We start from the raw sequence: 14,156 nt of genomic DNA on the forward strand, positions 1-14,156 counted from the left end.
CACACAAATAAATTAATTATTTTTATACATATTTTAAGAATTACAAAAAGGGAAATGGCTTGAAACCAATGTTTCAAGCCATTTTATGGTGCAGGAGACGGGACTTGAACCCGTACACCTCGCGGTACACGCCCCTTAAACGTGCGCGTCTGCCGATTCCGCCACTCCTGCTTAAGTATATATTATTTTCTTATAGTATTATTATACTACCATAATATATACTGTCAAGACTCTTTCCAAAAATTTTCAAATATTTCTTAATAAATACTATTGTTTCTTATATTCATCACCGTATAAATAATTATATACATTATAATTAACTTTAACTTTTTTTACATATTTGTCTGTTTCTTTAAAAGGTATATAATGAAGATTTTCACCATCTTTGGAAACACCCTTGTCTTTCAGCCATTTCTTAACGTTTCCTCGTCCACCATTGTATGCTGCTAATATCAACTCCATATTTTCTCCAAATTCTCTTCTTAAATCATTTAAATACCAGCATCCCATATTTATATTTAATTCAGGATCATAAAGCATATCAACAGTAAAATCCTCAATCTTCATTTTATCTGCAACTTCTTTCGCTGTAGAAGGCGTCATCTGCATAAGACCAATAGCATCTTTTTTAGATCGTGCATTTTTATTATAATTACTTTCTACTTTTATTACTGCTGCAACCACATAGGGGTTAAAATCATACTTAACTGAATATTTTTTTATATAATCATTATATTTTATAGGATATATTTTTCTTCCTATAGCTTTTACATTTAATACTATCATTATTAGTATGATGATAAAAACTAACCCTCTAATTCTTTTTTTCACCTTCATTGTTGCCTCCTAGTAGTCTAATTTCTGTCAATATATTCTCCAACTGCTCTTTCGTATATTGTAATTCCCTACTATTATCTATTATATAATTAACCTCTTTTCTTTTATCTTCAAGAAGCATTTGTGAATTAATTCTATCCAATACCTCTTGTTCTTTAAGTTTATCTCTAGCCATTACGCGTTTTATCTGAATATCTCTATCTACCCATACTAAAATATTAGCATTCATTTCCTTATGTATAAAATGTTCTATCAACGTAGGAGCATCAACTACACATATAGCTTCTCCTAACTCATTATATTTTTCTAATCTATTAAATATTTCTCTTTTTATATAGGGAATAACTATGTTTTCTAATTTTTTTCTAAGTTCATTGCTCTTAAAAATATGATTACCAAGATCTCTTCTTTTTAAACTTCCACCTTCATCTATAAATTCTTTTCCAAAAGTATACTTTATTTTCTCAAGAGTTTCTGGATATAAATCCAGAACCTCTCTTGAAATTATATCAGCATCAACAATAGGTATATTTTTTTGTATAAGCATTTTTGATACAGTACTCTTTCCACTGCCTATTCCACCAGTTAAACCGACTTTAATCATCTTTTCCCCCTAAAATAATTATTTTGCTTCATACCAATTTTGTCCAGTATTCATATCTACATCCAAAGGTACAGATAGTTCTATAACATTCTCCATTTTATCTTTAACAATATTTTTAACCTCTTCAAGTTCGTCTTCATAAACATTTAGAATTAATTCATCATGTACTTGAAGTATAAGCGTAGTTTTTAAATTTCTATTTTTAAGTTCCTTATAAACATTTATCATAGCAAGTTTAATAATATCAGCAGCACTTCCTTGGATAGGAGTATTCATAGCAAGTCTTTCTCCAAGTGATTTAATAATTTTATTTTTAGATTGAATTTCTGATATAAATCTTCTTCTATTCATTATAGTAGTAACAAAACCATCTTTCTCTGCCTTATTTATGATATTATTTATAAACTCTTTAACCTTAGGATATCTTTCAAAATAAGCGTCTATATATTGCTTAGCTTCTTTTCTTGAAACCTTTATATCTTTGGCTAGACTAAAGGCACCTATACCATATACTATACCAAAGTTTACTGCTTTTGCATTACTTCTCATTAGCGATGTAACCTCTTCCATAGGTACTTTAAAAACCTCTGAAGCAGTTTTGGTATGAATATCACTATGATGTTTAAAAGCATCTATTAAATTCTCATCGTCTGCAATATGTGCAAGAACTCTAAGTTCAATTTGAGAATAGTCCGCAGAAAATAGTAATGATTTTTCATTGTTAGGCACAAATACCTTTCTAATTTCTCTTCCCATTTCATATTTTATAGGTATATTCTGAAGATTTGGTTCTGTACTAGATAATCTTCCTGTAGTGGTTACTGTTTGATTGAAACTAGAATGTATTTTTCCATCTTCATCAATTACATTTTTTAATCCTTCTACATAAGTTGAATTAAGCTTAGTAATTTGTCTGTATTCAATAATTTTAGAAATTATAGGGTGTTTATCTTCTAGCTTTTCAAGAACTTCCGCATTAGTTGAATATCCTGTTTTTGTCTTTTTAATTACAGGTAAATCTAACTTTTCAAAAAGAATTTTACCTAATTGCTTTGGAGATTTTATATTAAATTCTTCATCAGCAAATTCATATATTTCTTTTTCTAAAGACTCTATTTCTATTTTGAATTTCTTTCCAAGTTCAACAAGTTTATCTCTATCTACCTTAAATCCCTTACACTCCATCGAAGCTAAAATTTCTACAAGCGGAAGCTCTATTTCGTATAATAATTCTTCCATATGAAGGTTTTTTATTTCTTTTTCTAATTCTTCATAAATTGATTTAATGTAATAAGTCTCTTTTACCTTTATTTCTTCTTCATCACCTGTAATAGATTTTTTCAATTTAGCTTCTATCATCTCTTTTAATATGTAGTCTTTGCTAGCAGGTTGTATTAAGTATGCAGCAATTTTTGTATCAAACTTAATTCCTTTAACTTGTATGTTATACTTATTTAAAACTACATAAGCCATTTTCACATCATGACATACCTTTTCTATTGTTTCATCTTGGAATATCTTACTTAAAAGTTCTACTGTTTCATCTCTATTTTCATTATATATTTCATCTACATAAACAATATATACTTTTTCATTTAACCTTATGTATATCTTATCAAATCTAACCTTTGAATATGTACTTTGATCTAAAAATTCAAATTTAAAATAAATCTTTTCATGAATATCTTCTAATAAATTAGATAACTCTTCTAATGTTTTAATATTTTCAAAATCAACTTTTATATCTTCAATTTCCTCTTCTACTCCATTGTCACTATCCTGTTGTTCTTCCCCCGATTCATCCTTAAACTTATCTAAAAGAGATTTAAATTGAAGTTTTTCAAATAATTGTTTTACTCCATCAATATCATACGCTTCTTTAGATTTTATCTCGTCAAGATCAATATCTATAGGGACATCTGTCATTATAGTTGCAAGCTTTTTACTAAAAATAGCCTGTTCACTATACTCTTTTAAGTTTTCTTTCATCTTCTTTCCGCTAATATTATCTATGTTCTGAAGCACATTCTCTACACTTCCATATTCCTTAATAAGCTTATATGCAGTCTTAACTCCTATTCCAGGAACTCCAGGTATATTATCGGATTTATCTCCCATTAACCCTTTTACGTCAATAAATTGTTTTGGAGTAACTCCCTGCTCTTCTATCATCCTATTTTTATCGTAAATTTCCTTTTCACTCATTCCTTTTTTATTAATAACTACCTTTACATTGTCCGTTGCAAGTTGAAGAGCATCTTTATCTCCTGTAACAATATAAACTTCTATGTCCTTCTCTTCTGCAAATACAGAAAGGGTTCCTATTAAATCATCCGCCTCAAACCCATCTATTTCAAATATATTTATAGCAAGCTTTTCTAATAACTCTTTAACTATTGGAAATTGCTCGTTAAGTTCTGATGGCATTTTTTCTCTGCCAGCCTTATATTCTTCAAATTCTTTATGTCTAAAAGTAGGCGCTTTTTTATCAAAAGCAGTTACTATGTAATCAGGATTTATTTCTTCCTTCATTTTTAAAAGCATCTTTACAAAACCATATATTGCATTTGTGTGAATTCCCTCTGAATTTGTAAATTGTGGTAGTGCAAAAAACGCTCTATACATAAGGCTGTGCCCATCTAATATCAATAATCTTTTTCTATTCATAAATACCTCCATAATTAAGTTACATATTCAAATCATTCCTTTGTAACCTTACTATATCTAGTTTACTCATTTTGAACATTTATATCAACAAAAATAGTTAAATAATACTTTCATAATTAATTATTATATTCTACAAAAGCATATAATATAAATTGATATGCTTTATATACATCTGCTAGAATATTAATATATTTAAGTAGGAGGAGATAATATGAGTGCACATGATATTGACTATAAATTATACGGAGATGATATGCAATTTGTAGAAATTGAATTAGATCCAAATGAAAGTGTTATAGCTGAAGCTGGAGCAATGATGATGATGTCATCAAGTATTCAAATGGATACAATTTTTGGTGATGGATCTAAGCAAAGCGGCGGCGGATTTATGAACAAGCTTTTTGGTGCAGGCAAAAGAATTCTTACAGGTGAAAGTTTGTTTATGACTGTATTTACAAATGGAGGCCATGGAAAGCAGCATGTAAGCTTTGCTTCACCTTATCCTGGTAAAATCATACCTATGGACTTAAGTGAACTTGACGGAAAAATAATATGTCAAAAAGATGCATTCCTATGTGCTGCAAAAGGAGTTTCTGTAGGAATAGATTTTAAACGAAAACTTGGTGTAGGTTTCTTTGGTGGTGAAGGCTTTATCCTTCAAAAATTAGAAGGAGATGGGATGGCATTTGTCCATGCTGGAGGTACGATAATAAAGAAAAATTTAATGCCAGGTGAAACATTAAAAATTGACACTGGATGCCTTGTTGCTATGACAAAAGATGTACACTATGATATTGAATTTGTAGGTGGAGTAAAATCTGCATTTTTCGGCGGAGAAGGTTTATTCTTTGCAACTGTAAGAGGACCTGGTTCTGTATGGGTTCAATCTCTTCCATTCAGCAGACTCGCTGATAGAATTTTTGCTGCAGCTCCTCAAACTGCTGGAAAACGAGTTGGAGAAGGTAGTGCTTTGGGACTTCTTGGCGACATTTTTGATGGAGAATAGATTTTATTATATGTATAAAAAGGTCCATTGGACCTTTTTTTCATATGTCTAAGCTCTTTTCTATTTCTCTTTTTCTTAACATTCCTGAAGCTAAAACAGTTATTGGTATAGAAGCTATTAATCCTATACTTCCTGACAAAGCCCTTACAACTTCTGTTGCAATAATATTTTGATTGATTATGTCAATAAAAGAAACCTTATATGCTATCAATAATATTACAGATTGCAGTGAAGCTCCTACATATGCTAGAATCAGTGTATTTGACATAGTTCCCATGATATCATGCCCAACACTCATTCCTGCCTTCATAAGTGAAGCTGTGCTAATATTAGGATTGGCATCATCTATTTCATTCATTGCAGAAGCAATAGACATACTAATATCCATTATAGCTCCTAATGCTCCCATTAAAATTGCTGCAAATAAAAGTCCTTTATAGTCAAATTTAATATTTTGTGGAATATACATTAGCATTTGACTTTCTTCTGTCCCATAACCACTAAGCTTAGTTAAATCTCCTACTATTTTCGCTATTACTCCTGCTATTGCTACTCCACAACTTGTCCCAATAATTGAAGCAACTGTTTTTCTGTTACTTCCACTTACAACTAACAATGTAAAGATGATAATACCTACAGACATTACTACAGAAGTCTTTATAGGATCATATCCTCTAAGTAATAATGTTGGAAGTAACTTTAAAATTGCTAGTACTGTTACTCCTAAAGTAAAAATAGATTTAAGCCCTTTAATCCCTCCAATTAATATCATTAAAACCACAAAACCCAAAACTAAATATAATAAATATTTATCTCTTGCATATTCGTACATATAAGCTTTTACTATATTACCGTCTGTCTCCTCTATAGAAATTAATATTTCATCTCCTTTATGTAATAAAAAATCATTTGACATGGAAGTATCTACAGAATTTAAAATTATGATACTTTCCCCTTTATGATTTCCTGTATTTATGAGCACCTTAACTTGTTGTTCTTTTATTCCTCCTTCGTTTTCTGCTTTACTAATGTTTTTTTCATTAGTAGTTATTATATCTGTAACGGTAGCTTTAATTCCATCTATTGATTTACTATTGTCAATTTCATCTGCTAAAACTGTTACCCCATTGAGAAAAAAAATTAATGATAATACACAAATAAAAAATTTTATTTTTTCTTTAGAAAACAACTCCCTATCCCTCCTTTATACTGTCTTTAATTAATTTTAACTCATATGTAATTATTTGTAAATATTTACCATGTAAGTAGTTTATAAATTATTTTTGTGAAATTTGCCCAAAATTTATTATAAAACCCTTGACACATTATATATATCATGATATTATAATATACGTTCCATGCCGAAGTGGTGGAATTGGCAGACGCAACGGACTCAAAATCCGTCGCTGGCAACAGCGTGCGGGTTCAAGTCCCGCCTTCGGCACCAAGAGTATCAATGGGTTAAGGACTTTGGATGTTTTATCCAAAGTCCTTTTTTCGTGTCTATGTCCTCCTAATGTCCTCCAAAAAATAAAATAAATTAAAATTCTTAGTAACATATTAAAATAGCTCTTCTATTTAGCACTTATTTTTCAAGAAATGTTTTCTATAAAAAGCAAAACTTCTTAAGTTCTAAAATTCTTAAGAAGTTTTATTTCTAAATATTTATGTTTTCAATTCCTAATATTCGATTTAAGATTTTCAATAATCCCAACAAAATAATAAATACTATCTTTTTAAATACCTATTAAATAGTTTTTTCACAACACCATCTTTAATTAATTTTGTAGCTGCTACTTCTCCAATAGCCAGTTTTATAAAAGATTCTAATATATTTCTTTTATCTATGTACTGTTTAATATTTTCCATTTTTTCTTTTTTGATTTGCTCTTCCTCTATATCTTTTAAAACTTTTAAAGATATATGGTACATTATATCTTTAGGTTTATCTTTATCAATATCTTTTGAAAAAGCTTTTATAATAATCAGAGTAAGTACTACAAGAAATATAGTAGAAACCCAAATATTTTCTTTAAAATTCCAAACTTTTACTGCATTAAAATATACGTTAAAATATAAGGAAAACATAGCAGCAATAATTGAAATAAAAAGCATAATATCATAATTAGAAGCTGCTCCATTATATCTTCCTAACCTTTTCTCAAGCTGTATCTTTTCTATTTTTATATCTATTTGATTGTTTTTAATTTTTTCAGTATAGCACTCTTTTATTTGAGTATACACTTCACTTAATCCCATATATTCTTTAGTTTTATCTTCACTATGAATATATTTATTAAATTCTTCTAAACATTCTTCCAATTGAGTTTTCTTTGTTTTTTTCTTTTTAAACATATTTGCACCTCATATATTTTGTCATAAATCATATTCAACTATTGCTATATGCTTGTATCTTTTCACACCTTATGCCCTCCAGAATTCCTTAGAGTTTCATAATATTTTCTTAGAAATTCATAATCCATTTCCCCATTACTGATTCTATATATAAAACTATCTAATTGTTTATCATAAACAGTTACATAGATAGCAGTCCTCATATTAATAGTTATATGTATTAATCTCGTGCCCTTTGTTATGTCAATAAAATAATAACCATACTCTTTAAAATCTTCTCTACTACTTTCACTATAAGATTTTCCAAATACTTTTTTGAATCTATACTTCTTTAAAAAAGTATTTAGCTCTTCTATCTTTTCTTTATTCTTGACTAAAATCCTTTCATTTTTTGTTTGAATTTCTACCTTATCAGCATTGTTAAAATCTATTTTAACAATATCATCTATTCTATATTCCTTAATGTGATAGCTATATAAATATATAGCTAATAATATAAATATTACGCTAAATACTTTTTTACTAAGTTTGTCCATCTTTTTTATCCACCTTTAATATGAAATTTGTTCATTGTCTAAACATCACTAATTTTATTATGATTTTTCTTAGATTAAATACCGCTTAATCTCCCTATACATATAATACCATTTAAATACATACCAAACAATTAAGTAATAAAAAAGAAGAGATGTCATACACCCCTTCATTCTTCTTTATATATTCTTATAAAAACAATACCCTTTTATTTTTTCTGTATTTTAGTATTCTGCTGCATATTATTTATAGTACTTAGAATGTCATGCATAAAATTACTGCCTCTACTTATTAATAATCCTGTAAGTATTAATCCTAAAAAAGGTGTCCTTAAAGGCATTCCTATGATACTCATCAAATCCACCCCACTTGCTGTTGTTAATAGTATACCTAGAGCAATTACACCAAGTCTATCGCCCCACTTAGGTAGCTTATATGGAACTGCCAATTTAATAGTTTCCCATATAGATTCACAAATCATAGATAAAAATATTAATCCTATCCCATTCATATTTTCCACCTATCCCCTATATACTTATATGTGTAAGAATACAATTAAAGATCCATGATTTCTATTCTTTTAACAAACAAAAAAATATTATTTCTATTATCAATCATTCTTTCGATTATTTTGTACTTGACAAATTCTTTATTTTCTCCTACCTTTAAAAAAGTATCTGCTTTAATGAGTAAATCTTTTCTTACGTTATCCCTTAATAATTCTACTTTTTCTCCATCCACAAGAAAAATTTTGTTATAATTATCCTTAATATACTTGCTTATGTCTCTTGTATTAAACAAGCTTTTCATATAAATCCTATCCCCCTTATAATTTCCCCTTATTTTTTATATTCACATAAAGATTTTTTTATTCTATAATTTTAAATTTAAGTAACAAAAATTTTTAACTCCATATATTTAAAAATAAATTTGTACAAACAAAAAGGATGGCTTTCACCATCCCTTTTTAGATTTTCATTCAATTATTTGCAGTTCCTTTGGATATTTATTTAAAACCTCACATCCATCTTTAGTTACCACTACTAAATCTTCTATTCTCACTCCAAGATTTTCGTTAATATATATACCTGGCTCAATTGAAAAAATCATACCTTCTTCTACACACATTTCATTTACTCCACCTACATCTGGGAATTCATGAACATCAATTCCAATATTATGCCCTGTTCTATGTGTAAAGTATTTTCCATATCCCGCTTTTTCTATAACCTGTCTAGCCGTTCTATCTATGTCACAAAACCTAACACCTGGTTTCACAGCCTGAATAGCTTTCAAATTAGCTTCTAATACTATGTTGTATATCTTCTTACTTTCTTCCGAAGCTTGTTTATAAAATACAGTTCTAGTCATATCTGAACAATAATTATTTGTTCTACCACCAATATCTAAAATTATACTGTCCCCAACTTTTAATTTACTATTATCTGAACTGTGATGAGGCTCTGCAGCATTAAAACCATAGGCTATAAGTGGATAAAATGAAAAACTATCTGTTCCATATTTTTCATATATATCTCCTAGCAATTTGCAAGCTTTCTTCTCTGTATATTGTTTAGGAATAACTTTTCTTATCAAATCGTTCATAGCTATATCATTGATTCTTGAAGCTTCTCTCATAAGGTCGATTTCTTCACTATCTTTTATCATTCTTACCCTATCAACTATAGGTGAACCATTTACAAATTTAATTCCTTGTTTCTTTCCCATAAGATTAATCAAAAAATGTGATGGCCATTCTTTATCTATTCCCAAAGATTTATTTTCTTCTACTTCAGAAGCTAATAACTCTATTGGATCCTCTGAATCACTGTATATTTGCAATTCAACTCCTAAATCTTCATTTATTGGGAAAAGTTCATTTATGAATAATTTTTTATCGCCTTTAGTATTTATGTACAAAGCTAAAAGTCTTTCCCCTGGTTCTATCCATTTCCCTGTAATATAAAATATTGATGCAGTGGAAGTTATTATTATTTGCTCTAGATTATTTTCCTTCATATTAAATATAATTCTTTCTAATCTTTTATTTTTCACTTTCTACTCCTCCTTTGTCTTAAAGATTATTTCTACATCTATTTTATAAATCCTTCAAAATAAAAAGAGCTGTAATCTTTTGACTACAACCCTTTTTGCTTTAATCTATTGACTCTCCTTGAAAATTTGTATATTGAGGATCATTTTTTCTACTTCTAGCTGGCCTATCTGCCGGCTTAATCCCATCCTGTTTTTGTCCTTTTTTATGAGCTTCACCTTTAAGCATCGGCTTTCTCATTTTAACTCCCCTTTCTGGGATTAATTTAAATAAATTATTTTATTATTTATCATACTTTGTAAGTAGTTGTTGAAGTTTTTGAGCTTGCATAGCTGATTCTTCTGCAAAATCTTTAAATACTCTATTTACTTCACTGTTATCTACTTGTTTAGCATATTCTTCATAATCTCTAACACTCTCTTGAACATCTAGTAACTTTTGTTTTATCATATCTTTAGTGTTTAATTGCATAATATCACTCCTCTCAGCTTTAATATTTCCTAAATAAAAAAATCTTATACTAACAAAAGATTCAATCTATATCTTTTAATTTCTTATATCATAAGTTTCTTCCATTCTTTTTTGATTATCTGTATCATCTGTAATATAGGATGAAGTAAACGGAATTTTTTCTTCATTTAAAATAAACTTATCTTCTAATTTGAGGACATAATTACTTGGTAAATCTCCAAGATTTAATCCAATATTTTTATTTCGTCTTCTAGCCATACTTCACCTCTCCTCTCCTATTTAATTTTCCCTTTAGTACAAGTTTTATTCTGATAAAGATAAGCCATAATATATTTTTACCTTACATTAATACTTTGATTTACTTGACAAAAAATTTATTAATACTTAAAATTTATGTAATCGGATTTAATATTATATATGTAAAACTAAAATCGAAAGGTGATTTCATTGAATAAAGATGAATATAAGGAAAATTTAAAAAATTTAGCTGAAATTTTTAAAACAATAGGACATCCTACAAGATTATGTATAGTCTGTAAACTACTATCAAAAAACTTAAATGTAACACAAATTCAGGACTGTTTAGAAATGCCTCAATCTACTGTTTCACAGCATCTTGCAATTCTAAAATCAAAAGGTATTATTGAAGGCAACAGAAACGGTGTAGAAGTTATATATTCTCTAGTAAACGAGGATGTAAAAAAAATAATATCTAGTATTCTTAACCCAGATGATCTTCTAAAATTCAACAAATAAATTCATAACTCTTAAATAAAAAATGCCAACAAAATCAGCATTTTTTATTTTTTTCTATTTATTAATCTTTTTCAAAGTTTAATTCTTTAATCATAAGCTCTTCTCCAATTTTTGAATTTGGAAATATTTCTTCAGCTTTATATAAAAACTCTTCTGGGTCTTTAATAGAAGGACTAAAATGAGTTAACCATAGTTCTTTAACATCTGCCTCTTTTGCAAGATATGCACACTCTGAAAAAAGCATATGATAATTTTCTTTAGCTTTTTCAAGATAATCATCATCACCATACATTCCTTCTCCTATAAACAAATCTGATTGTCTTATAAAATCTATTAACTTATCTACTGGTCTTGTATCTGTACAATAGCTTACTTTTATTCCTTTTCTTTCTTTTCCAAGGATCATTTCAGGAGTAAACATTTTATCTTCACACTGTACTGTTTCACCTTTTTGAAGTATTCTCCAAAATTCCCTTGGTATATTTTTACTTTCAGCTTTATTTTTATCAAACTTTCTATTTCGTTTAACTTCTATACTATAAGCCATACATTCTAAACTATGTTCAACAGGTACTGCACCTATATAATATTCTTTATCTTTATAATCTTTAAGCCCTTCATCTGAAACTTCGATTAAATTAAGTTTAAAAGGCAGCTCAGGAGTAATAACAGTAAGACCTTTTATTATTTCTTTTAGTCCTTTAGGTCCTATTATAGTTATAGGTTCTGTCCTTCCTGAATTTCCAATAGTGCTTAGAAGACCAGGCAGTCCTGCAGTATGATCAGCATGATAATGTGTAATACAAATTACATCAATAGCCTTAATTCCCCACTTTAATTTTTTTAACAAAATTTGGGTACCTTCTCCACAATCTACAAGTAACAAGCTTCCTTTACAACTTACCAGCATAGAACTTAAATATCTATTAGGCATTGGCATCATTCCTCCTGATGCCAGTAAACAAACTCTTATCATATTCCTTACCTCTTTCAGTTAATTTCAATTTTTTATTATATCACTATTTTAATTTTTAGTTATTATTTCTGTAATAGTTTCAACTTTTAAAAAACAAAATATATAGTAATAATTGAAAAACTATAATTTATTTTAAACATGGTAATAACATGTATATTATACTTAAATGGATGTATAATTTAAATATAATATATAAAGTAAAGGTGGCATCATTATGGGAAACAAAAAAATTCTTGTGGTTTTTTACTCTAGATCTGGAATAACAAAAAAAGTTGCCCACGAAATAAAAGATACTGTAAAATGTGATATTGAAGAAATCCACGATAAAACAAATAGATCTGGAATTATAGGATTCTTAAAATCAGGATATCAAGCAGCAAAAGGTAGAACAACAGATATAACTCCACCTAAAATATCTCCTTCAAATTATGATCTTGTAGTACTTGCTACTCCTGTTTGGGCATCCCACACTTCTTGCGCAATAAGAACATACATTAACTCTTTTAAAGATAACTTTAAACAAGTTGCCTTTGTAGCTACTCAAGGTGGTGAAGGAAAATTTAAAGTTTTTGAAGATTTAAAATCAGCATGCAAAAAAAAGCCAGTATGCACTCTTGGAATTACAAGTAAAGATATGAAGTCAGAAAAATACAAAGAAAAGATAAAAAACTTTGTTGAAGAATTTTAAAATTAAATTTATACAGCATAAATAACTTTTGAGCCTATATCAATTGGATATAAGCTCAAAAGTTGTATTTAATTCAAAATCCAAACTATTCAATAATGCATCTGTATTGCCTTTAAATGTAAAACAAACTAATCTATTTTCATTTTCGAAAATCATTAGAAATGGGTCTTCCTGTTCAGGAAATATAATAATGACTTCATCTACAAATGCATTTAGCCATCTCCCTTGTATTTTTACAGGAGATTCTAAAGGAATTTTAATAGCATATCCATTACTGGGAACAGGATCAAATTTACCATATACACCTTCTATTCCTTCAAGATAATTTACAGCCAACTTCTGAATCTCAGAGGTTGATTGGACCACCTTTACCACCTTATCCTGATTTATGCTAAAGATTTCAATGTGTCTATATCCTTGAGCGTAAATATTTGTAGAAGATAAAAGTACAATAACCAAAGTTACTACTGCTCTTTTAATCATTAGCATCACCTCATTATTACTATTCCCAAAAGAGTACTAACTATCATTATTCAATTGTAAATCATTTATTTTGTTACCCAAATTTATTATTCTATCTTCTATCTCTTTAATTTTTGCAGCATATTCATCACAACTGCCTTCCACTTTTGTTAAGCTTTCATAATATTCTATATAATCTTTATAAAAATATGTCAATAAATTATAAGCTTTTAAAAATTTTTCTGGAGGATTAGTTAACTTCGTCATACCTTGATCTATATTATTCTTAGCACTCTTTATTTCTACCATATCCTTGCTGTTAATTAATTCTTTTATTCTATTATCCAGTATATTCTTAGCTTTTTTATTTCCGTCCGTAATTTTTTCTATATCTTTAGCATAATTTTGTAATTCTTCATTAATGTTAATCATCCCATCATAAATTTTTACATAAACATCATAAAAATCTGAGTAATATTTTTTCTCATCCATCTGTGAGATTTTTGGCTGAAATTCTACTTGTTTTTTCACTTTATATTCTGCCTCTTGTAATTTAGAATTACTATTTTTTAAATTCTTTAATGTACCACTTACTCTAACAAAAATGGATGTTATAAAAAATATACTACCTATAGCCAACAAAACATTTTTCATAGTCTTATACTTATTAAATTTATTCATACTTTTACCTCATCCACCTCTTTAGTTTTCATTATTCTACACTAACCCCTATAAAAAGCACACTAT

At 28.3% G+C, this 14,156-nt stretch carries 18 protein-coding genes and 2 tRNA genes; 4 read left to right on the forward strand and 16 right to left on the reverse strand.

All coding sequences use genetic code 11. The annotated features are described in order from the left end of the window. Positions 1 to 86 precede the first annotated feature (86 nt). From OXH55_RS09010 to polA, 4 genes are all read right to left on the reverse strand, one after another. Positions 87 to 171 (reverse strand) — tRNA-Leu (locus OXH55_RS09010). A gap of 96 nt (positions 172 to 267) precedes the next feature. Continuing rightward, positions 268 to 837, reverse strand: a complete 570-nt coding sequence (locus OXH55_RS09015; RefSeq protein ID WP_268049586.1) for a lytic transglycosylase domain-containing protein — start codon at positions 835 to 837, stop codon at positions 268 to 270. Then, positions 815 to 1,441, reverse strand: a complete 627-nt coding sequence (coaE, locus tag OXH55_RS09020; RefSeq protein WP_268049587.1) for a dephospho-CoA kinase — start codon at positions 1,439 to 1,441, stop codon at positions 815 to 817. Before coaE ends, OXH55_RS09015 begins: the two co-directional genes overlap by 23 nt. An 18-nt stretch (positions 1,442 to 1,459) precedes the next feature. After that, complete coding sequence (gene polA / locus OXH55_RS09025) at positions 1,460 to 4,108, reverse strand: DNA polymerase I (RefSeq protein WP_268049588.1); 2,649 nt, start codon at positions 4,106 to 4,108, stop codon at positions 1,460 to 1,462. A 211-nt stretch (positions 4,109 to 4,319) separates the two neighbouring features. Between polA and OXH55_RS09030 the strand changes: the two genes are divergently transcribed. Further along, complete coding sequence (locus OXH55_RS09030) at positions 4,320 to 5,114, forward strand: TIGR00266 family protein (RefSeq protein ID WP_268049589.1); 795 nt, start codon at positions 4,320 to 4,322, stop codon at positions 5,112 to 5,114. A 40-nt stretch (positions 5,115 to 5,154) separates the two neighbouring features. Here OXH55_RS09030 and OXH55_RS09035 read toward each other — a convergent pair whose 3' ends face one another. After that, entirely contained in the window at positions 5,155 to 6,303 is a 1,149-nt protein-coding gene (locus tag OXH55_RS09035) for a YibE/F family protein (RefSeq protein WP_268049590.1), read from the reverse strand. Positions 6,304 to 6,474: 171 nt separating this feature from the next. Between OXH55_RS09035 and OXH55_RS09040 the strand changes: the two genes are divergently transcribed. Next, positions 6,475 to 6,561, forward strand: a tRNA-Leu gene (locus OXH55_RS09040). A 281-nt stretch (positions 6,562 to 6,842) separates the two neighbouring features. On the opposite strand, the gene OXH55_RS09045 is transcribed toward OXH55_RS09040, so the two are convergent. The 8 genes from OXH55_RS09045 to OXH55_RS09080 form a co-directional block, all read right to left on the reverse strand. Further along, positions 6,843 to 7,469 carry a hypothetical protein gene (locus OXH55_RS09045; protein ID WP_268049591.1) on the reverse strand — a complete coding sequence of 209 codons (627 nt, stop codon included), beginning with the start codon at positions 7,467 to 7,469 and terminating at the stop codon, positions 6,843 to 6,845. A 62-nt stretch (positions 7,470 to 7,531) separates the two neighbouring features. Then, positions 7,532 to 8,005 carry a hypothetical protein gene (locus OXH55_RS09050; RefSeq protein WP_268049592.1) on the reverse strand — a complete coding sequence of 158 codons (474 nt, stop codon included), beginning with the start codon at positions 8,003 to 8,005 and terminating at the stop codon, positions 7,532 to 7,534. Between the two features lie 206 nt (positions 8,006 to 8,211). After that, positions 8,212 to 8,514, reverse strand: coding sequence for a hypothetical protein (locus OXH55_RS09055; protein WP_268049593.1), 303 nt, complete (start codon positions 8,512 to 8,514; stop codon positions 8,212 to 8,214). A gap of 44 nt (positions 8,515 to 8,558) precedes the next feature. Further along, the gene (locus OXH55_RS09060; RefSeq protein ID WP_268049594.1) at positions 8,559 to 8,813 is read right to left on the reverse strand and encodes a hypothetical protein; all 255 of its coding nucleotides are present in this window, start codon (positions 8,811 to 8,813) and stop codon (positions 8,559 to 8,561) included. Between the two features lie 165 nt (positions 8,814 to 8,978). Then, a complete protein-coding gene (locus OXH55_RS09065; RefSeq protein WP_268049595.1) occupies positions 8,979 to 10,058 on the reverse strand; it encodes a M24 family metallopeptidase in 1,080 nt (359 codons plus the stop codon). 100 nt (positions 10,059 to 10,158) lie between these two features. Then, positions 10,159 to 10,296 carry a hypothetical protein gene (locus OXH55_RS09070; protein ID WP_268049596.1) on the reverse strand — a complete coding sequence of 46 codons (138 nt, stop codon included), beginning with the start codon at positions 10,294 to 10,296 and terminating at the stop codon, positions 10,159 to 10,161. A gap of 42 nt (positions 10,297 to 10,338) precedes the next feature. Further along, positions 10,339 to 10,527: a hypothetical protein gene (locus tag OXH55_RS09075; protein ID WP_268049597.1), complete on the reverse strand. Its 189-nt coding sequence runs from the start codon at positions 10,525 to 10,527 to the stop codon at positions 10,339 to 10,341. A 75-nt stretch (positions 10,528 to 10,602) separates the two neighbouring features. Further along, positions 10,603 to 10,785, reverse strand: coding sequence for a hypothetical protein (locus OXH55_RS09080; protein ID WP_268049598.1), 183 nt, complete (start codon positions 10,783 to 10,785; stop codon positions 10,603 to 10,605). Positions 10,786 to 10,974: 189 nt separating this feature from the next. Here OXH55_RS09080 and OXH55_RS09085 point away from each other — a divergent pair, with 189 nt between their 5' ends. After that, on the forward strand, positions 10,975 to 11,283 hold the full coding sequence (locus OXH55_RS09085; RefSeq protein WP_268049599.1) for an ArsR/SmtB family transcription factor: 309 nt from the start codon (positions 10,975 to 10,977) through the stop codon (positions 11,281 to 11,283). 61 nt (positions 11,284 to 11,344) lie between these two features. Here the strand turns inward: OXH55_RS09085 and OXH55_RS09090 are convergent, their stop codons facing one another. Continuing rightward, positions 11,345 to 12,259 (reverse strand): ribonuclease Z, encoded by a 915-nt coding sequence (locus tag OXH55_RS09090; RefSeq protein ID WP_268049600.1) that lies wholly within the window; start codon positions 12,257 to 12,259, stop codon positions 11,345 to 11,347. Positions 12,260 to 12,473: 214 nt separating this feature from the next. Between OXH55_RS09090 and OXH55_RS09095 the strand changes: the two genes are divergently transcribed. After that, positions 12,474 to 12,947 carry a flavodoxin family protein gene (locus OXH55_RS09095; RefSeq protein WP_268049601.1) on the forward strand — a complete coding sequence of 158 codons (474 nt, stop codon included), beginning with the start codon at positions 12,474 to 12,476 and terminating at the stop codon, positions 12,945 to 12,947. Between the two features lie 39 nt (positions 12,948 to 12,986). Here OXH55_RS09095 and OXH55_RS09100 read toward each other — a convergent pair whose 3' ends face one another. Next, positions 12,987 to 13,430 (reverse strand): hypothetical protein, encoded by a 444-nt coding sequence (locus OXH55_RS09100; RefSeq protein WP_268049602.1) that lies wholly within the window; start codon positions 13,428 to 13,430, stop codon positions 12,987 to 12,989. 36 nt (positions 13,431 to 13,466) lie between these two features. Next, positions 13,467 to 14,090: a hypothetical protein gene (locus OXH55_RS09105; protein WP_268049603.1), complete on the reverse strand. Its 624-nt coding sequence runs from the start codon at positions 14,088 to 14,090 to the stop codon at positions 13,467 to 13,469. Between the last annotated feature and the right edge of the window lie 66 nt (positions 14,091 to 14,156).

Source organism: Clostridium ganghwense, assembly GCF_026735165.1.
In the GTDB taxonomy this organism is placed as follows: Bacteria; Bacillota; Clostridia; order Clostridiales; family Clostridiaceae; genus Clostridium_H; species Clostridium_H ganghwense.